The organism is Brevibacillus sp. FSL L8-0520 (assembly GCF_037963895.1).
Taxonomy (GTDB): Bacteria; Bacillota; Bacilli; order Brevibacillales; family Brevibacillaceae; genus Brevibacillus; species Brevibacillus borstelensis.
On the sequence record NZ_CP150171.1, the window covers coordinates 2734042 to 2750793 of the forward strand.

The following is a 16752-nucleotide window of genomic DNA, read 5'->3' on the forward strand; positions in this document are numbered from 1 at the left end:
GGTGGGAGAGAGGAAATGATTCAAGCAGTAATTTTTGACTGGGCTGGAACTACGGTTGACTACGGATGTTTTGCGCCACTGGACGTCTTTCTGGAGGTGTTCAAAAAGAAGGGAATCGAGGTGACGCATGAAGAGGCTCGGGAGCCGATGGGCATGCTCAAGTGGGACCACATCAACACGATGTGCCAGATGGAGCGGATTGCGGGCTTATGGAAAGAGAAGTACGGCAGATACCCGGAGAAAAAGGATGTCGACATGCTTTACGCCGATTTCGAACCGATGCTTTTCTCCATCCTGAGAAACTATACGACGCCGATTCCCGGTGTGCTGGAGCTGGTGGACCGCTTGCGGCGGGCAGGCATCAAAATCGGTTCAACTACAGGCTATACCGCAGAAATGATGGCCATCGTCGCGCCGGAAGCGAAAAAACGCGGATACGCGCCCGATTCCTTGGTCACGCCCACCGAAATGCCTGCGGGGCGGCCATACCCGTGGATGTGCTATCAAAATGCGATCAACCTCGGCGTGTTTCCGATGAAGCACGTGATCAAGGTAGGCGATACGACCAGTGACATCAGGGAGGCAGTCAATGCCGGCGCCTGGGCAGTCGGAGTTATCAAAGGAAGCAGTGAACTCGGAATGACGGAGAGGGAAGTCCTGGAGTGCGACCCCGATCTTTTGGCAGACAGGATGGAAGCCGTAGCCAAGCGTTTCAAGGAGGCCGGAGCCGATTACGTCATAGACAGCATCGGCGAGCTGGATACGCTGATTCCCAAAATCAATCTGCGCCTTGCGCAAAAGGAGAGATGACCATGAAGATCACTCAGTTGCCGGATAACCCGTATCTGCTGCTCACACCGGGACCGCTTTCCACGTCAAAAGGAGTAAAGGCCGCGATGCTGCGGGACTGGTGCACATGGGATGACGAATACAACGATCTGGTGCAGGAAATCAGGCGAAAGCTGGTGAGACTGGCAGGCAATAACCACGACGACTACACGTCTGTGCTGATGCAGGGGAGCGGAACATTTTCCGTGGAAGCGGTCATCGGTTCCGCCGTCCCGGACGATGGCAAGCTGCTCATATTGACCAACGGCGCATACGGAAACAGGATCGTCCAGATTGCCCGGGTGCTCAAGGTCAACACGCTGGTGATCGATTTTGGCGAAGTGTCGCAGACGCAGCCCGAGAAGCTGCAGGAAGTGCTGGAGGGCGATCCGGAGATTACGCACGTAGCCGTCGTTCATTGCGAGACGACGACCGGGATGCTCAACCCGATCGCTGAAGTGGGCAAGATCGCAAAAGCATTCGGCAAGGTGCTCATTGTGGACGCCATGAGCAGCTTTGGCGGGGTTGAGATTGATGCCGCTGAACTGGAAATCGACTTTTTGATCTCAAGCGCCAACAAGTGCATCCAGGGAGTGCCTGGCTTTGGTTTTATCCTCGCGAAGACGGAGGAATTGAAAAAATGCAAAGGGCGGGCCCGTTCCCTTTCGCTTGACCTGTACGATCAGTGGGAGACCATGGAAACCTACAATGGCAAGTGGCGGTATACATCTCCGACGCATGTGGTCCGCGCCTTTTACCAGGCCATGCTGGAGCTGGAGGAGGAAGGTGGCGTAAAAGCGCGGGAGATCCGGTACAGGGAAAACCAACGCACATTGGTTGATGGAATGGAGCAGATCGGCTTTCGGACACTTTTGCCAAGATCAAGCCAGTCGCCGATCATTACCTCCTTTTACTATCCGGAGAGCGCAGCGTTTACCTTTCACGGCTTTTATGAGCGCTTGAAAAAGGAAGGCTTTGTGATTTATCCAGGAAAAATTTCGTTGGCAGACACATTCCGCATCGGCAATATTGGCGAGGTGTATCCGCATGACATGAAGCGGCTGGTAGAAGCGATCGATAAAAACCGATTTTGGTAACAGGCCCTCTTGGTGAACAGCGAAGAGGCTTATTTTTCACCCATAGGACCAAGTAAAAACAATATAACACATGCATGGAATATGTATTTTCCTATATTTCTGTTGCTTTAACCAAGCTCGAAGGACTGAACCCGGATCAAACCAACAATCCTTACCAATTGGAAAATTGCTCATGCAGACAGGAGGACTTTATCCATGTCTCTGGTGGGTGAAGAGCGCAAAGAAGTCATCATCCATCTACTGAACTACGCCGGAAAAGTGCGAACGAACGAACTAGTGGAAAAGCTGCAAGTATCCTCGGAGACGATCAGGCGGTATCTCGAAGAGCTGGAAAGCGAAAAAAAGCTGAAACGTGTTTACGGCGGGGCGGTCAAGATCAACTACGACCGGGAGGAGCCGTCCCACCTGACGAGAGAGGTGTCGCACGCCGAGGAAAAGAAAAAGATCGGCCGGGCGGCAGCCAAACTGGTGCAGGACAACGACGCAATCGTGATCGATGACGGTACGACAACGCTGCATATGTTGAGCTATTTAATCAATAAGAAGAATCTCAAAATTCTCACCATCTCCGTACCGGCATTGAATGTTCTGATGGATTATCTGAACCGGGAGCTGTTCACCGGAGAGGTATACTTTATCGGCGGAAAGGTACAGTCAAAGCATTTTCGAACAGTCGGAACGCTTGCGGAAAAAATGATGCAAAACTTTTTTGTCGACAAGGCTTTTATCTCGATCGACGGGATTCTGGCTCACAAAGGGATTACCAGCTATGATGCCGACAAAGCAATGCTGGGGAGGCGGTTTATCGAACATTCTCAGGAGATCATCGTCTTGACGGATCACTCCAAAATCGGAATCAGTACGTTTTATAAAGTGGCCGATCTCAAGGAGATTGACAGTGTGATCAGTGACGTTCCTGCACCCAAAGAGTGGCGGCACGAGCTGGATCAAAGAGGCGTCAATTGGATTGTCGGTGAGTGAGCGGAGGGTATGATGCCGCTTCACCATTCGGTTAGAGTGATGATGGAAAAAAGCGGGGTGAAGGTATGCTCAGTGGTGGATACGCTCTCGGAATGATCGAGACGGTCGGTTTTCCTGCGCTAGTCGCCGCCGCAGATGCCGCGGCCAAAGCGGCAGATGTCCGCTGTGTCACGTATCAGGGGGCAGACGCGGGAATTGTCACGATTTACATTGTCGGCGATGTTGCATCGGTCTCAGCAGCCGTGACTGTTGGAGAAGCGGAAGCGAGACGGATTGGCCAGCTACGTCACTCCCAAGTGATTCCGCGGCCTGATCAGACAGTATTGCAGATGGTTTTACAGCGGTTGGACAAAAAGAAGGGACCAGCGGGCGCCAAACCAGCAGGAAGGTCGACGAGCAAAGAGACGGCCGATAAACAGAACAACGCAAAAAAGGAAAATCCAAATGAAACCGGCAAGGAGGAATGAATCATGGGTGACGCATTGGGAATGGTGGAGACAAAGGGATTGGTCGGTGCTGTAGAGGCGGCCGATGCAATGGTCAAAGCGGCAAACGTCAAGCTGATCGGCAAGGTTCATGTAGGTGGCGGACTCGTAACGGTTATGGTTCGCGGTGATGTGGGGGCAGTGAAAGCATCGACAGACGCAGGTGCTGCCGCGGCGGAAAAAGTCGGCGAGCTGGTTTCGGTGCACGTGATCCCGCGTCCGCACTCCGATATTGAGCTGATCCTGCCCAAGCTGGAAGGATAACGAACAATTTTTTTCTGAAAAGCGAGAGATTTGCAAACGGCTGAAAAGAGGTGACGGTACACGTGATGCTAGACGTTGATTTGCAATCGGTCCAGGAAGCGCGGCACTGTTTGGAAAAGGCCAAAGCGGCACAGCAACTGGTGGCTGGCATGTCGCAGAGTCAAATCGATCAGATCGTAGAAAGCATGGCCGAAGCGGCAAAGGCGGAGGCGGGCAGACTGGCAGCCCTGGCTGTGGAAGAAACGGGATACGGCAAAGCGGCTGACAAAACAGTAAAAAACCTGTTCGCCGCAAACGATGTTTACCAGGCGATCAAAGATATGAAAACGGTTGGGATCATTCGGCGGGACGAACAAAACCAGGTTTGGGAGGCGGCCCTGCCTGTCGGAGTCATTGCAGGCATTTTGCCATCAACCAATCCGACCTCGACACTGATTTACAAGTCGTTGATCGCGGTGAAGTCAGGCAATGCGATTGTCTTTAGTCCTCATCCATCAGCAGCAAAATGCTCGTCAGAGACGGCAAAGCTCATGCAGGCCGCCGCAGAGAGGGCGGGTGCTCCGGCAGGACTCATCAGCTGCGTGAGCCAGCCGACCATGGCGTCCTCGCTAGAGTTGATGCGCCACAGCCTCACCGACGTCATCCTGGCGACAGGCGGTACGGGGATGGTCAAGGCTGCATACAGTTCGGGGAAGCCGGCATTTGGCGTCGGCCCGGGCAATGTCCCTGTATACCTTCACACGAGTGCCGACATTCCTGTCGCGGTTCGCCATATCGTCCAAAGCAAAACGTTTGACTACGGCACGATCTGTGCCTCCGAGCAGGCCTTGGTGGCTGATAAAGCGATCAAGCGAAAGGTTGTAGCCGAACTGAAAAAGCAGGGCGCATATTTTCTTGATGAACATGAAACAAAAAAAGTTGCATCCGTCATCCTGGCAGGAAACGGTCTGAACCCGGCCATCGTCGGCAAGCCGCCTCAGGCCATTGCCGAACTCGCCGGTATCCTGGTGCCGCCGGAGGCCAAGCTGCTCGTCGCCGAAGAAAGCGAGGTCGGGAGAGAATATCCGTTCTCTGTCGAAAAGCTGGCCCCTATTTTAGCGCTGTATACCGTTGAGGATTGGCAGGAAGCCAGCCGCCTGTGCAGCCGTCTGCTAGCGCTTGGCGGACTGGGGCATACGCTGGGCATTCACTGCCAGGAGCAGCAAGTGATCGAGAGGTTTGCTCTCGGACAGCCTGCATCGCGGATTGTCGTCAATTCGGGGACGACGTTTGGCGGAATCGGAGCTACGACAGGCATCATGCCGTCGCTTACACTAGGCTGCGGTTCCCTTGGCAACAATGTCACATCTGACAATATCGGCCCTCAGCATTTGCTCAATGTAAAACGGGTAGCGTTTGGCATCCGTGAAATGAAGCTGGATACAGCGTCCGGTTCAGCGCAAGCATCCGCTGTCTCTGCGGCCCCTCCTGCCGCCATCACGAGGGAAGAAATAGCGGAGATTATCAAAAGCGTACTGCTGGAGCTGCAGACAACCGGCAAGTAAGGAGGCGTAAAGGATGGCAGGAGAAATGGCAGCGCTCGGAATGGTAGAAACAAAAGGTTTGGTCGGGGCGATCGAAGCAGCTGATGCAATGGTCAAAGCGGCAAATGTAAAGCTGATCGGAAAAGTCCATGTCGGAGGAGGGCTCGTTACCGTTATGGTTCGGGGAGATGTCGGTGCCGTAAAAGCTTCGACGGATGCGGGGGCGGCTGCCGTAGAAAAAGTAGGGCAGCTCATCTCCGTACACGTCATCCCCCGGCCGCATACCGACATTGAGCTGATCCTCCCGAAGGGCGAAGGGTGATGACATAGCCTATGGCCTTTATTACGGAAGCGACGCTTCGGGCCATGCTGCGTACGGGTATTCCCAACCCTTATCCATTGCATGAAAACGACAAGCTGACCCCGGCCGCTGTTGACTTTCTAAAGGGGAGAGGGATCAAATTGGAGCCTTGCAAGTCGCCGGATTCATTTTCACGGGGGCCGGAAAATCGGCTGGTTATTCCTGTAGGCGTATCAAACCGTCACGTCCACCTTTCGCCGGAAGACGTGGAACAACTGTTTGGCCCTGATTATCAACTGACCCCGATGCGTCCTTTGTCCCAGCCCGGTCAGTTTGCCGCAGAAGAAACAGTGACACTGCTCGGCTCCAAGGGATTGATCAGGGGCGTGCGCATACTCGGACCGGCTCGGGGAGCAAGCCAGGTGGAAATATCAAAGACAGATGGGTATCAGTTGGGGGTCCATCCTCCTATCCGGCTTTCAGGGTCGATTGACGGGACGCCTGGCATTACGCTAATCGGCCCTGCCGGATGTGTCGTGCTGAAACAAGGCGTCATCGTTGCCAAACGCCACGTGCACATGTCATCCGATGACGCCGCTGCATTCGATGTAAAACAGGGCGACAGCCTGATTCTGCGGCTCAGTGGTGAACGCTCCATCATTTTTCCGGATGTAGCCGTACGCATCGATCCGGCGTTCGCCCTCGACCTGCACATCGACCAGGACGAGGCGAATGCGGCCAACCTGCGGACGGGAGACGAGATGGAGGTCATCGGTAAAAACGGCAAGCTCCTGTCCTCTACAGGGAGGTGAAGAAAATGGACGTCAGAAAGCTGGTCGAATCGATCACACGCGAGCTCCTGGCATCGATGCAAGCCGAGAAGGAAAAGCTGCAGAAGCACAAGCTGCTGTTCATCTTTTGCGACAGCACGGCACATGAGCCGTTTGCCGACCAGTTTATTGCGCTGCAGAATCACGGGATTTGCCACGACATCCTGTTTCTCGACGGGGAAACCTCGTCCTGGCTTGGCATGCATCGCATTGAATGCGGAGGCGCAGGCAAAATCATCGCTGCGGACGAGTACGCGCCAGCCCCATTGGAATTGCCGAAAGAATACGACGGCGTGATCGTCCCGGAAATCGATCTGGACAACGCGGCCCGCGTCGCCGCCGGATTGAAGGGCACCATCAAGGCAGAGATCATCTTTTCCGCGCTCGTCTTGGGAAAATTCGTGCTGGTCGGGGAAGACGTGCCTGGAATCAAGCGCTCGGACCGCCGCTGCCTGAAGACACTGTCACTGCCGGCCGCGTACCAAAAGCTGTTTGAGCGGCACGTGAGCGAGATGAAGGATCTGGGCGTCGAATTTTTCCCGCAACGAGAATTGGCCAATGCGGCTGTAAGAAAATGGACGTCAAAAAGACAGGCAGAAGCTTTAAAAGAGTCGGATCAGCTCCCCGGTGGGGTGCGCAAGCTGCTGCCGGGCAGTGGGAAGCTGATCTCAGCCGAATGGGTAAAGTCGCAGCCAGACTTCCCTGAAAACAGATTGATCCTGGAACAGGGAGCAATTGTTTCTCCCTTGGCAATGGATCTGCTCAAGGAAAGAGGGATCGCTGTTCACTATGTCGGTAAAGGGTGACCGCCATGTTTCTGGGAAAAGTGATTGGCAGCGTCTGGTCTACGCAAAAAGAAGAGGGCATGGAGAATCTGAAGCTGCTGATTGTCCAACCCATAGACTGGAAGGAAAACGAGGGCGGGCCAACGGTGATCGCGGCCGATCGCATCGGAGCCGGAATGGGCGAGCGGGTCATCGTATCGCGCGGCACTCCGGCGAAAAACATCTTTGCCCATAAAAATGTCCCCATCGATGCCGTCATCGTGGGGATCGTCGACTCCTATGAAGTGCAAGAAGGGTAACGGCTTTTCAGGTGTAGTCTCCACAGGCTGCACCTGTGCTTATTTGCTTCGGCAATCTGAAAAAGAGGGCTGGGAGAAGGATGTCCACCACCATTTTGCTCGTTCTGTTGTTTGCCGCTCTGTGCCACGCGGTCTGGAACGCGGTTTCCAAGCAGATTGAAGAACGCGATTCTTTTTTTACCTTGATCTTGGGCGTCTCTGTCATCCTTTACTTGCCATTGGCTGTGTATCTTTTCTCCACATCGCCCTTTCCTCCTGCAGCGGTCAAATGGCTATTGCTCAGCACTTGTTCGGAAGTTCTATATTTTGTCGCGCTGGCCAAAGCTTATCAGACAAACAACCTGAGCCATGCCTACCCGGTATTGCGAGGCACTGCGCCTATTGTCACCACGATCCTCGGCTTTTTGTTCTTCGGGGCCACGATCGCTTGGACAGGGGTAATCGGAATTGCCGTGATTGTCGTGGGGGTGCTCATGATGAATCAAAAGAGCTTTTCGCCAAAAGAACTGGGCAGCCTGCTGACGGACTGGAGCAGGATGAAATGGGTCTTTCTGGCAGGCGCTTTTTCGGCCTGCAGCAGCATGATCGACGGGATGGGAGCCGCCATGATGTCTGGCTTGCTGTTCAAATATGTCGTCTTCATCGGCATGTTCGCGGGGAAATGGATGATCGACAAAAGAACAGAGACGAAAACCGATTACTTGTCACTGGTGAAACGGTATCCGGTCCAAACAGCAGCGGGCGGGCTGTTTGTGTTCATCTCCAATTCGCTCGCGGTCTACGCCATGCAAACAACGCCGGTCACGTACGTGGCATCTGTACGGGAGATCAGCATCGTCTTTGCCACTCTCATCGGCGTCATTTGGCTGAAAGAGCAGGTCAGTATCGTGAAATGGGTGTCGATCACCATGATTCTAAGCGGCGTCCTCATTATCAAGCTGAGCTGACGATGTCTGTCCCTCGAAAAAGCAAGAGCCAAACTCCCAAGTAAAAACAGGTACCCCCGAGAATTTTGGGAGTACCTGCTTTTGTTTTGCCGCTTTGAAACCACGGGGACGAGGTGCAGCCTAAAGGAGGAGCTGCTGTCCAAGAAGGAACTGATGTCCAAGAAGGAACTGCAGCTCCAGGGAGTGCTCTGTCTTTTTACAGGCTCATGCTACAGGATCACAGACATAGATTCGTTTTCCGCACCCAGTTGTGTTACTTCCTCGTGCATGTGGATGCCCCGTTTTTCCAGCTCGGCGAAAATCTCTGCAGGGTTGAACGCTTCTTCCGGAATCAGTACACCCGTTCCTTTTACCCTTCCTTTCGCGATCAACTCGGTGGCAATCGCCATCGGAATGCCGACGTTGCGGGTGTAGGCGCGCAGTTTTTCCCAACCGGGAACAGAGCCGTCAGAAGCAGGGTGGGTGTGATAGAGGACATGCTGTACTTTTTTGCCATCCTTCGTTCCGATCACTTCAACATGCAAAGAGTAGCCGTACAGCTCTGTCTCCTGACCTTCTTTGGAATGGAACAAATATTCGCCAATGCAGTCAAGAATTCCGATCTCTGCGCCGTTGACAGTAATTTTGTCATTTCGCATAATGCCCCAGTCGTACATCGCCCGCACGAGCTGCATGTTTTTCGCCGGCCACGTTCCACGTACCTCGATGAGCCTCACTTGCTTGTCTGCCAGTGCTTTGGCCAACGTTTTTGTCTCTGCGTGCGGGATGATGTACTGGACAGTTTTTCCGTACGGTTCAGGCAATTGAATTTCGCGTGGTCTGGCGAACGGAGGCACTTGCACGAATTCGCCGTTTTCGTAGACGACGCGGCCTGGAAGGTGAGGGTCGTATTCATAGGTCGTCGTTTCTGTGATCGAACGGGAAAAGGCGATGGGGCGAAATGCACCGTGGCTGACACGGACCGAGTCGACTGTGTCGAGCTGATTGGCTGCATGCATGGCCATCATTTGCGTAACCCCGGGGGTCATGCCAAAGCCCGGTACGCAGGTCTTGCCATTTCGCCTAAACACCTCGTCGGATTCATCTTCGGCACCGAAGCCGTTTAGATTGATTCCGTGGCACCCCGCTTCTGCGATGCAGGCAGTGGAGAGGCCGTTCAGGGTGATGGTGGTGCCATCCATCACGATGTCGTAGCCTTTCATTTTGTTTACGGTGTCTTCATGATCCAAAACGTTGATTTTGACAAAATCGACACGGGGATCATTCAGCCATTCAACGACTTTTCTGCCTTCTTCCTCGTTGAAATCCGCCACTGTGATTTTCTCGAAGCTGGAGTATTGCACCAGATCGAGAATGGACTCCCGGCAAATTCGTCCTGCCCCACCTAAACACAGTACCTTCATGACGAAGCCTCCTCGTTATCTGAATAGTAATTCTTTTGCCTGTCTGATTTTTAGTATAGCACACCGCTTGGGTTTTGTGTTGTTTTTAATTGTAAATGTATTGTGTATTTTATTTTTTTGTCCTTTGTTTACGTGAAAACAGAATAAAAAACACATATTTTTTTAAAACAAATGATTTATCCCAAATAAAAACAACAAAACAAGCATACCCTGTGATATAATAAACGAAAAATTCAGTATATTTACCCCTGTCCTGCCCATTCTTCCAATAGAACGCGATGGTCTTCATATGACAGGGCTCCGAATCATAAGGATAAGGTATTGCCTTTGAGCAAATGCCTGAATAGCAAAAAAGAAGGTGTGAACATGGAATATCTGCAGGTTATTTATGAGCAGCATGTCATCATGAATCTGGAGATGTATCTGCGTGTCATCATCAGTGCGGTTCTGGGAATGTTTATCGGGTGGGACCGCTCCCATAAGAACAAGCCTGCCGGGTTAAAGACGTATATGTATGTATCCGTCGCTTGCACGCTGATCACACTGGTCTCCATTTACAGCACAAAGCTGTACAGCTCCCCGAACAGCGGGACAATGATGGATCCGATGCGTCTGGCCGCTCAGATCGTGACTGGCTTGGGCTTTTTGGGCGCAGGCGTGATTCTGAAAAACGGCTTGCAGGTAAAGGGACTGACGTCTGCTGCGATGATTTTCTTTGCGGGTGGCATCGGGATCGGAATCGGTGCGGGCTTTTACGGCATCGTCATTTTTTCCGTGATCGTTTCTTTCGCCCTGGCCAGGGTAAGTCTGCGCTTTGAAGAGAATCATCATAAGCGGATAGAAGAAGAGGGAGTCAAAACACACGAAGGAAAGCGGCAGGAGGTCATGTAGTCATGTAGACTGTATCTAGCCTGCCCGCAAGTCTGAACAAGCAATGCTCGTCTCGTCTGAAGGGGAATGCATCTCACCCGTCTGTTTGGACAGTCCATGCAGAGGGGACAGAGATGCTTTTGCTTTTTATTGAATGGAGTAAGTACACTGCCGCTGCAGGCTGGAACGATTTCAATATCTTGCTTTTCCATTCGGAATTGCGTACAGACGACAATCGGCGAGGTTATACTGATGGTGGAGGTGAAGCTGATGGCAAACATAGGCGGACATGAACCAAAGCATCATTCCATTCCAATGGCGGATGATGCAAAAATAGCTGCCGACGAGGGACAGCTAACAGATGAAAGATGGCAAGCCATCATAAACAACGATGCTTCCTACGATTTTCAGTTTTTTTACGCCGTCAAAACGACCTGTATTTTTTGCAGGCCGTCTTGCAAATCCAGGCCTCCGAATAAACAAAATGTCCGGATCTTTCAAAACGCGCAGCAAGCCCTGGCAGCCCATTTTCGCCCATGCAAGCGATGCAAGCCGACTGGACAGCGTTTGCCCGACAGCGAGTGGGTCGATCAAATTACGAATTTCATTGACAGCCATTTCAGTGAAAATGTAACACTGGAAATCTTGGCGGAAATGTGCCACGGCAGTCCGTATCATTTGCACCGCACCTTCAAGCGGGTAAAAGGAATGACGCCCGGCGAATACGTTCAGCAGTTGCGCATGAACAAGGCCAAGCAGCTTCTGGCCGATACGGATAAAACGATAACCGATATTGCTTTTGCTGTAGGTATGTCCAGTACGCCTTATTTCGTAACACTGTTCAAGAAAATGACCGGGACGACGCCTACCGAGTATCGGCACCGGCATAAACAAGCATCGGAAACGGGGAGGTTGCACTATGAACGCGAAAACTGATCAGACGATTTACTGGACCTTGTTGGTTCATGAAAACTGGAGAATATACCTGGCCGCGACATCCAGGGGACTTTGCTTTGTGGGGACACCGAATCAGCCTTTGGAGGAAATGAGAGAGTGGGTGGAAAAGCATTTTTCCGGGAGCCCACTGGTGCAAGACGATGAAAAAGTTCAACCGTATGCAGCAGAACTGATCGAGTATTTTCAAGGCATCCGCAAAAGCTTTTCCATCCCTTTTGATGTTTCTGGCACGCCGTTTCAGCTCGCTGTATGGAACGCGCTCCGCGAAATTCCTTACGGGCAGACCAGCACCTATTCAGATATTGCATTGCGTATCCAAAAACCGGCAGCAGTCCGGGCGGTCGGGGCAGCGATTGGCGCGAATCCGGTGCTATTCACCGTACCGTGTCATCGGGTGATCGGAAAAAATGGATCGCTTACCGGCTACCGGGGCGGTTTGGATGTGAAAACGAAGCTGCTGCAGTTGGAAAAATCCGAAGGGAGTCCGACATATGCCTGATCGTCTCGCACAGCGAATTTCTGCTCTGGATTGGGATACGCTGCAACAGACGCTGGACGAGCAGGGCTATGCTGTAGTTCCCGGCATCTTGACACAAGAACAATGCAGGGAAATCATCGAAACCTATACGGTAGAGAGCCATTTTCGCAGCACAATCAAGATGGCCAGATACCGGTTTGGGGTCGGGGAGTACAAGTACTACCAAGCTCCTCTTCCCGATTTGCTGCAAACACTCCGTCACGGCTTCTATCCTGAGCTGGCGAAAACTGCAAATCGCTGGCACCAGCAGCTTGGCCACGGCATCGTCTATCCGGATACGCTGCCCGAGTTTCTCGACTGCTGCCATCAGCAGGGGCAAGTGCGGTCAACACCGCTGATTCTGAAGTATGAAGCAGGTGGATACAACTGTCTGCACCAGGATTTATACGGAGAAGTATTCTTCCCGTTTCAAGTCGTGCTTGCCTTGAATCAAAAAGAGCTGGATTACAAGGGAGGAGAGTTCCTCCTGGTAGAGCAGCGGCCAAGAGCGCAAAGTAGAGGTCACGCGATCAGTCTGGAGCAGGGCGCGGGACTTATTTTCCCGACGAGCCACCGCCCAGTCCCGGGAGCGCGCGGGTACTACAAGACTACGCTTCGGCACGGAGTCAGCACGGTTGCCTCGGGAACGAGGTACAGTCTCGGGATTATTTTTCACGATGCCAAGTAAATACAATGTATCGTTTATGATAACGAGGAGGCGTATCAGGAATAGGGGAGAGTCTTCATGAAAAGCGAGTTTTTCTACAAGTACCCCAAATCGCTGCTAAACAAAGGGACAGGGTTTCTATCCGATTACAGCCACTCTCTCAATCCCTATACTGGCTGTGCTTTTGGATGCTCATACTGTTACGTGCGTCAGATGCCCGTCTCGACGTTTCGCGGCGCTGAATGGGGAACCTGGGTGGATGTGAAAAAGGAAGCTGCGGAGCTTTTGCACAAGGAGCTTCGCAAAGCCAAGGCCAAAGGCGAGGTAACGATATTCATGTCCTCGAGCACCGATCCTTATCAGCCTGTCGAGTATCGGGAAAAAGTGACGAGATCCCTGCTCGAGGTCATGACAGAGGAGCCGCCTGATTTTCTTTTTGTGCAAACCCGCAGTCCGCTTGTTTCCAGAGATGTCGATTTGTTATTGCAGCTCAAGGATCGTGTTCGGGTAAGCATGACCGTAGAAACGGACCTGGAGGAAATACGCAAGCACTTTACACCGGGCGCTCCGCCCATTGCAGCAAGATTAAAAGCGCTGCAGGAACTAGCAGATGCCGGTGTGCCGACGCAGGCGACGATTGCACCGCTACTTCCCAGCAGCGAAGACTTCCCCGTAAAGCTGAAGTCTTTGGTCAGCCGTGTCTGCGTCGATGATTATTTTATGGGGGACGGCAGCGGCGGGAGACGCACGGGAAGATTGGGGATTCGCGCATTGTACGAAGAACTTGGGATGGAAGAATGGTACGACCCGTCCGCTTATCGAATCGTCTACGACAGAATGAGACGGGTTTTTCCCGATCATCAGGTTTTCGTAAGTCAAAAGGGCTTTGCCCCGTTTTAATCAGGGGCAGGAAGGAGCATGTTTCATACAGATCTTTACCCACGTCCGGAATAACCTTTTCCCAGGGAGCAATATTTCGTAAAATAAAGCGAAGGAATAAACGTTGAATGCCGAAAGCGAGGGTAACTGCATGGACGATAAAAAAACGCCGCTCGTTCCAGAGCTTGATGAGCTCCTCTACAAATTCACTGAACTGTTGACGGGAGAAGCAACGCCAGAGCGCGTGGAAATGGTAAAGATCTGGTGCCTCTATACACATATGTCAAAAGCGATGCCGCCGCTGGTTCAACATTGGGCGAGCGAGCCGGAACATTTCGAAGCGCGCGACCAGATCCGGGGAATCATTGAGCAAATCAAGCAGTGGAACCAAACAAAAAACCAGAAGCACTGAAAATAGTAGAAACGGTTGCGGTGAAAGGGCTTGGTGCATGCTGCCAAGCCTTTTCACCGTGTGAGAGTCGAATAAACGGACGATTGTAGTTGTTAATCATTCAATCCTTTTCCATCGAGAATTTGCGGTATACATTTTTCTACCCTTGACGCTCGCGTTTTGGATTGTTTGGGTGATGAAAAATAAAGAAGGTAGGCTCTTTGCCGTCCCGGCGTCAATGCTTCAAAAGCAGTTTTCAAGGCAGGGTTTTCATCTAGTTTCATTTGAAATTCTTCCGCAACGCTGTAGTCCGTATGCTTTTTAAAATCCACTTCCAAACCGGCTTTTTCAACTTCAATCGCTTCATGAATATAGGCTTTCAAGACGGTTTCCAGTTCAATGATTTCTTCAACATTGGTGAACCGAATCTGGCGAGCCGCCTGTACATTCTCCGTTTGTTGAACGAGAATCCCATGGGTATCCTGTAGCAAGGCACCTTTGTGAAACAGAAGTGCGCAGTATTCTTTAAATCCGTGTATTAACACTATGTTTTTATTCTCATACGTGTAGCAAGGATGCATCCACTTCCATTCTTCTGTCAGCTCACAGTCAAGAACAATATTTCTCAGCTTTTCATATTCTGCCTTCCACTTTTCCGCTTTGCTTACGAATTCGTCAACCTTAGGATTCAATTTGCTATTTGCCATCAAGGAGCACCCCTCATCAATTTCTCGTTGAGCTGACAGTCAAGAATAACCGTTTTTGATCCATTCAATTCTCTTCTGTAATCTTTCGGACCGCCAATTTTATTTCATTCCAAATTCTACCTCACTCGGAAGCATGATCTCAATCATAATCTTGCGTACTTTGCAGATAACTGCCCACAGCGAGACGGCTTAATCGAGTAGGAGGGGGCGACTAACCCCCGTCCTCTCACACCACCGTACGTACCGTTCGGTATACGGCGGTTCACCAAGCTTGACGAATTTGAGAATATCGTTGCACTAAGCTTTTCAGCCCTTGTTGTTGCCAGTAGGCAATGCCGAGGGCTTTGTGTATATGCGGAGATTTTGTGGTACGCCATGCACCCTTGCGGGTATTTGCAATTTCAATGGCTTTTACGTGAGATATGCCAAGAGAACGAAGTTCTCGATATCTGGTTCTCACGCGTTTCCACTGCATCCACAAACAAAGACGGAGCCTGCGCCTTGTCCATTCCTCAATGGATTGTAGAATGCCCTTCGCGTCTGCAAGGGCGAAATATCCAATCCAGCCCATGAGGTACTGATTTATTCTTTCAATCCGCTTCTCCATCGAGATGCTCCACACCGGATTCGTGATCGTGCGGATTTTCTCTTTTAGCTTGAGGAGGGATTTGGGGTGGATGCGAATCCTTGTCTGTTTTGCAAAGGTAAAACTAAAGCCCAAGAATTTTCGTTTCCATGGTCGGTCTATCGCGCTTTTCTCCTCATTTACTTTTAGCCTTAGTACCTTCTCCAAGTGGTTTTGAATACTCTTCTTTACTCGTTCCCCTGCCCGTTTTGTTTTCACGTAGATATTACAATCGTCTGCGTAGCGGCAGAAACGGTGGCCTCTCTTTTCGAGTTCCTTGTCCAAATCATCAAGTAGGATATTTGCCAAAAGTGGGCTTAACGGCCCACCTTGCGGTGTTCCTTCACTTGATGTTGTACAGACGCCATTTATCATGATCCCCGCATTCAAGTAGGAACGAATCAGTCTTAAAATTCTCTTGTCCTGAACTTTTCGAGCCACACGGCTCATTAGAATATCATGATTTACGCGATCAAAGAATTTCTCTAGATCGATGTCCACCACGAAACGATATCCTTCGGAGATATACGCTTGCGCTTTCCTTACTGCCATGTGAGCGCTACGTTTTGGACGGAACCCATAGCTAGATTCCGAGAAGGTGGGGTCGAAGATCGGCGTTAACACTTGGAGGATGGCCTGCTGAATAAAGCGGTCTACCACGGTGGGAATGCCTAATAACCTTACACCACCGTCAGGTTTCGGGATTTCGACTCTGCGAACAGGTGAAGGTCTATAGGTTCCCCTTTCCATCTTCTCGCGGATGGCTTGCCAGTGTTCACGTAGATAATCGCGTAGTTGTTCGGTTGAAACACCATCGACTCCACCGACACCTTTGTTTTCCTCCACTCGTTGGAGTGCCATCCGTAAGTTTTCCCGTGATAAGACTTTTTCCAGCAAATCCATAATGATGTTCCTTCCTTCGCACATGCGGACTCCGTGCTTGCTGTACGATACTCAGCCCTCTTTTGTACCCTCGGGGCTTCACCCCTGCTCTTCAAAAGTAGTTCCTTGACAGAATTCTGCTTCGACGTACCGTATCAAAAGACATGGATCGCATGCTGACTTGATGTTCGGCCCTTCCCCATTCAAGCGTCCTCTACTCGGGTACTATGGCCTCTGCTGACTTCTGCATGTTCAGCGTCTCCTTACGGAGACGGTTACCAACAGTTGAAGGCGTTTCATGCAGACCTCCCCAGGTAAGAACGATAACTTTCATCCCATGTACCTGCCCAAGTTTACTACTGTATCCCTTGGCTGTATGGGGCTTTGTCTTGTTTGGCAGACTCGCCCGGATACAACAGCCTCAAATTGGGTTCGTGTACCTCAGGTCGGGATTTTGCCGCCGGCTTCCTTCAGATTCGACCTCGCGGTCGACACCCTTGCCTTGAGCTAACGG

Annotated in this window: 20 protein-coding genes; 17 read left to right on the forward strand and 3 right to left on the reverse strand. The window is 51.5% G+C overall.

What is annotated here, in order from left to right; all coding sequences use genetic code 11:
• The first annotated feature begins 15 nt into the window (after positions 1-15).
• From phnX to NSQ24_RS13635, 11 genes are all read left to right on the forward strand, one after another.
• On the forward strand, positions 16-810 hold the full coding sequence (phnX, locus tag NSQ24_RS13585) for a phosphonoacetaldehyde hydrolase (protein WP_003386775.1): 795 nt from the start codon (positions 16-18) through the stop codon (positions 808-810).
• 2 nt (positions 811-812) lie between these two features.
• Positions 813-1925: a 2-aminoethylphosphonate--pyruvate transaminase gene (gene phnW, locus NSQ24_RS13590; protein ID WP_003386773.1), complete on the forward strand. Its 1113-nt coding sequence runs from the start codon at positions 813-815 to the stop codon at positions 1923-1925.
• A gap of 195 nt (positions 1926-2120) precedes the next feature.
• The gene (locus NSQ24_RS13595; RefSeq protein ID WP_003386771.1) at positions 2121-2906 is read left to right on the forward strand and encodes a DeoR/GlpR family DNA-binding transcription regulator; all 786 of its coding nucleotides are present in this window, start codon (positions 2121-2123) and stop codon (positions 2904-2906) included.
• A gap of 65 nt (positions 2907-2971) precedes the next feature.
• Entirely contained in the window at positions 2972-3373 is a 402-nt protein-coding gene (locus NSQ24_RS13600) for a BMC domain-containing protein (protein ID WP_024984855.1), read from the forward strand.
• 3 nt (positions 3374-3376) lie between these two features.
• A complete protein-coding gene (locus NSQ24_RS13605) occupies positions 3377-3655 on the forward strand; it encodes a BMC domain-containing protein (protein WP_003386769.1) in 279 nt (92 codons plus the stop codon).
• A 62-nt stretch (positions 3656-3717) separates the two neighbouring features.
• A complete protein-coding gene (locus NSQ24_RS13610; RefSeq protein WP_339166008.1) occupies positions 3718-5199 on the forward strand; it encodes an acetaldehyde dehydrogenase (acetylating) in 1482 nt (493 codons plus the stop codon).
• A 13-nt stretch (positions 5200-5212) separates the two neighbouring features.
• The gene (locus NSQ24_RS13615) at positions 5213-5500 is read left to right on the forward strand and encodes a BMC domain-containing protein (RefSeq protein WP_003386767.1); all 288 of its coding nucleotides are present in this window, start codon (positions 5213-5215) and stop codon (positions 5498-5500) included.
• An 11-nt stretch (positions 5501-5511) separates the two neighbouring features.
• Positions 5512-6291: a phosphate propanoyltransferase gene (locus NSQ24_RS13620; RefSeq protein WP_024984858.1), complete on the forward strand. Its 780-nt coding sequence runs from the start codon at positions 5512-5514 to the stop codon at positions 6289-6291.
• Positions 6292-6296: 5 nt separating this feature from the next.
• Positions 6297-7115 (forward strand): hypothetical protein, encoded by an 819-nt coding sequence (locus tag NSQ24_RS13625; protein ID WP_243014741.1) that lies wholly within the window; start codon positions 6297-6299, stop codon positions 7113-7115.
• A gap of 5 nt (positions 7116-7120) precedes the next feature.
• Positions 7121-7393: a EutN/CcmL family microcompartment protein gene (locus NSQ24_RS13630; protein ID WP_003386764.1), complete on the forward strand. Its 273-nt coding sequence runs from the start codon at positions 7121-7123 to the stop codon at positions 7391-7393.
• 80 nt (positions 7394-7473) lie between these two features.
• Positions 7474-8340: an SMR family transporter gene (locus NSQ24_RS13635; RefSeq protein ID WP_339166010.1), complete on the forward strand. Its 867-nt coding sequence runs from the start codon at positions 7474-7476 to the stop codon at positions 8338-8340.
• A gap of 209 nt (positions 8341-8549) precedes the next feature.
• Here NSQ24_RS13635 and NSQ24_RS13640 read toward each other — a convergent pair whose 3' ends face one another.
• Positions 8550-9743, reverse strand: coding sequence for a saccharopine dehydrogenase C-terminal domain-containing protein (locus tag NSQ24_RS13640; protein WP_003386761.1), 1194 nt, complete (start codon positions 9741-9743; stop codon positions 8550-8552).
• Positions 9744-10109: 366 nt separating this feature from the next.
• Here NSQ24_RS13640 and NSQ24_RS13645 point away from each other — a divergent pair, with 366 nt between their 5' ends.
• From NSQ24_RS13645 to NSQ24_RS13670, 6 genes are all read left to right on the forward strand, one after another.
• Positions 10110-10634, forward strand: a complete 525-nt coding sequence (locus NSQ24_RS13645) for an MgtC/SapB family protein (protein ID WP_003386759.1) — start codon at positions 10110-10112, stop codon at positions 10632-10634.
• Positions 10635-10928: 294 nt separating this feature from the next.
• The gene (locus tag NSQ24_RS13650; protein ID WP_051567426.1) at positions 10929-11549 is read left to right on the forward strand and encodes a bifunctional transcriptional activator/DNA repair enzyme AdaA; all 621 of its coding nucleotides are present in this window, start codon (positions 10929-10931) and stop codon (positions 11547-11549) included.
• Positions 11533-12069, forward strand: a complete 537-nt coding sequence (locus NSQ24_RS13655; protein ID WP_031933017.1) for a methylated-DNA--[protein]-cysteine S-methyltransferase — start codon at positions 11533-11535, stop codon at positions 12067-12069. The genes NSQ24_RS13650 and NSQ24_RS13655 overlap by 17 nt, the downstream gene beginning before the upstream one ends.
• Positions 12062-12775 (forward strand): 2OG-Fe(II) oxygenase, encoded by a 714-nt coding sequence (locus NSQ24_RS13660; protein WP_339166012.1) that lies wholly within the window; start codon positions 12062-12064, stop codon positions 12773-12775. Before NSQ24_RS13655 ends, NSQ24_RS13660 begins: the two co-directional genes overlap by 8 nt.
• Before the next feature lie 57 nt (positions 12776-12832).
• Positions 12833-13654 carry a spore photoproduct lyase family protein gene (locus NSQ24_RS13665; RefSeq protein WP_339166013.1) on the forward strand — a complete coding sequence of 274 codons (822 nt, stop codon included), beginning with the start codon at positions 12833-12835 and terminating at the stop codon, positions 13652-13654.
• Between the two features lie 130 nt (positions 13655-13784).
• Positions 13785-14045, forward strand: a complete 261-nt coding sequence (locus tag NSQ24_RS13670) for a DUF2573 family protein (protein ID WP_003386754.1) — start codon at positions 13785-13787, stop codon at positions 14043-14045.
• A 92-nt stretch (positions 14046-14137) separates the two neighbouring features.
• Here the strand turns inward: NSQ24_RS13670 and NSQ24_RS13675 are convergent, their stop codons facing one another.
• Both NSQ24_RS13675 and ltrA read right to left on the reverse strand, forming a co-directional pair.
• A complete protein-coding gene (locus NSQ24_RS13675) occupies positions 14138-14731 on the reverse strand; it encodes a YdeI family protein (RefSeq protein WP_003386753.1) in 594 nt (197 codons plus the stop codon).
• A gap of 262 nt (positions 14732-14993) precedes the next feature.
• Positions 14994-16259: a group II intron reverse transcriptase/maturase gene (gene ltrA, locus NSQ24_RS13680; RefSeq protein ID WP_024985202.1), complete on the reverse strand. Its 1266-nt coding sequence runs from the start codon at positions 16257-16259 to the stop codon at positions 14994-14996.
• Positions 16260-16752: the final 493 nt, after the last annotated feature.

Bases quoted from the DNA above. Each gene is read 5' to 3' on its own strand.
- phnX (WP_003386775.1), top strand. From the start codon at position 16: ATGATTCAAGCAGTAATTTTTGACTGGGCTGGAACTACGGTTGACTAC.
- phnW (WP_003386773.1), top strand. From the start codon at position 813: ATGAAGATCACTCAGTTGCCGGATAACCCGTATCTGCTGCTCACACCG.
- NSQ24_RS13595 (WP_003386771.1), top strand. From the start codon at position 2,121: ATGTCTCTGGTGGGTGAAGAGCGCAAAGAAGTCATCATCCATCTACTG.
- NSQ24_RS13600 (WP_024984855.1), top strand. From the start codon at position 2,972: ATGCTCAGTGGTGGATACGCTCTCGGAATGATCGAGACGGTCGGTTTT.
- NSQ24_RS13605 (WP_003386769.1), top strand. From the start codon at position 3,377: ATGGGTGACGCATTGGGAATGGTGGAGACAAAGGGATTGGTCGGTGCT.
- NSQ24_RS13615 (WP_003386767.1), top strand. From the start codon at position 5,213: ATGGCAGGAGAAATGGCAGCGCTCGGAATGGTAGAAACAAAAGGTTTG.
- NSQ24_RS13620 (WP_024984858.1), top strand. From the start codon at position 5,512: ATGGCCTTTATTACGGAAGCGACGCTTCGGGCCATGCTGCGTACGGGT.
- NSQ24_RS13625 (WP_243014741.1), top strand. From the start codon at position 6,297: ATGGACGTCAGAAAGCTGGTCGAATCGATCACACGCGAGCTCCTGGCA.
- NSQ24_RS13630 (WP_003386764.1), top strand. From the start codon at position 7,121: ATGTTTCTGGGAAAAGTGATTGGCAGCGTCTGGTCTACGCAAAAAGAA.
- NSQ24_RS13635 (WP_339166010.1), top strand. From the start codon at position 7,474: ATGTCCACCACCATTTTGCTCGTTCTGTTGTTTGCCGCTCTGTGCCAC.
- NSQ24_RS13640 (WP_003386761.1), bottom strand. From the start codon at position 9,743: ATGAAGGTACTGTGTTTAGGTGGGGCAGGACGAATTTGCCGGGAGTCC.
- NSQ24_RS13645 (WP_003386759.1), top strand. From the start codon at position 10,110: ATGGAATATCTGCAGGTTATTTATGAGCAGCATGTCATCATGAATCTG.
- NSQ24_RS13650 (WP_051567426.1), top strand. From the start codon at position 10,929: ATGGCGGATGATGCAAAAATAGCTGCCGACGAGGGACAGCTAACAGAT.
- NSQ24_RS13655 (WP_031933017.1), top strand. From the start codon at position 11,533: ATGAACGCGAAAACTGATCAGACGATTTACTGGACCTTGTTGGTTCAT.
- NSQ24_RS13660 (WP_339166012.1), top strand. From the start codon at position 12,062: ATGCCTGATCGTCTCGCACAGCGAATTTCTGCTCTGGATTGGGATACG.
- NSQ24_RS13665 (WP_339166013.1), top strand. From the start codon at position 12,833: ATGAAAAGCGAGTTTTTCTACAAGTACCCCAAATCGCTGCTAAACAAA.
- NSQ24_RS13670 (WP_003386754.1), top strand. From the start codon at position 13,785: ATGGACGATAAAAAAACGCCGCTCGTTCCAGAGCTTGATGAGCTCCTC.
- NSQ24_RS13675 (WP_003386753.1), bottom strand. From the start codon at position 14,731: ATGGCAAATAGCAAATTGAATCCTAAGGTTGACGAATTCGTAAGCAAA.
- ltrA (WP_024985202.1), bottom strand. From the start codon at position 16,259: ATGGATTTGCTGGAAAAAGTCTTATCACGGGAAAACTTACGGATGGCA.